The 826-nt window shown below is 49.4% G+C and carries 2 protein-coding genes; both read right to left on the reverse strand.

All coding sequences use genetic code 11. The annotated features are described in order from the left end of the window. Positions 1–138 (reverse strand): nucleotidyl transferase AbiEii/AbiGii toxin family protein (locus CWM53_RS30575; protein ID WP_165785107.1); only part of this gene is annotated, 138 nt, incomplete at its 3' end. A gap of 5 nt (positions 139–143) precedes the next feature. Further along, positions 144–826, reverse strand: a 683-nt coding sequence (locus CWM53_RS20280; protein WP_100750846.1) for a type IV toxin-antitoxin system AbiEi family antitoxin, incomplete at its 5' end; no start/stop codon positions are given.

Here is an 826-nt window from a genome sequence, read left to right on the forward strand (position 1 = left end):
CGATAATCGTGGGAAATCACGGATAAAGAGATTGATTGCCGTGCCACCTTTCAGAGCAAATTCCCGTTCGACGGCAACATAGGGTAAAACCCGCATTAACAGAGCAACCTGCCGATAATAGGGCGCCTGTATATCCATATTTTTTATTCCTTTTGAAAGCGTTCAGGCACAGTGATTTGGTATTGAGCATTGAACTTGCCATTTACCACGATTTGCCGCTTACCCGCTCCCAGATCGATTTTTTGGCTATCGATTCGTCTGAGCCAACCATGCTCGTAAAAACTGGCGAAAAAGAGATACAAACGCTTGGTCTGCACGGACTGGCTGACAGAAAGCAGATACTCTACTTTACGAGGATTAAGATTAACCAGTCCCTGGAAAAGCTCTGCCGCGTGGTTAAATGAGAGGGTCCCCGGTACCGCACTCAACAACTCGTAAGCAGCCAGTTCCGGCGCACTGCCGGTGAGTCTTTTCCCTTTTACATCAAGCATTACGCGGTATTTATCATCCAGCACCGGCAGTTTTTGCCCCGATATGACTATCCACTCCACACCCGGGAATTCCCTGAACCATTTTGGCAGCAGCGCTTTATTTTCCATACTCAGCCAGCACTGGTTTTGTTTGAGCTGTAGATAGTGTGAACGACCCTGCCAGACTAAGCTACTGAGCCCCGCGACATACACCGGAGCGGCTAGCTGGTTTTGCAAACATGCTAATGCATCGTTCCACTCCGGCTCACGTCCCGCACGCGCGTATACGCCGTTGCCTCGTTTTTTTAACCAGCCACTTTGCGTGTATTTAAAGGCCAGAGAGGGCGAGATGGCAT

The sequence above is a fragment of the Klebsiella sp. A-Nf5 genome (assembly GCF_002810545.1).
In the GTDB taxonomy this organism is placed as follows: Bacteria; Pseudomonadota; Gammaproteobacteria; order Enterobacterales; family Enterobacteriaceae; genus Klebsiella; species Klebsiella variicola.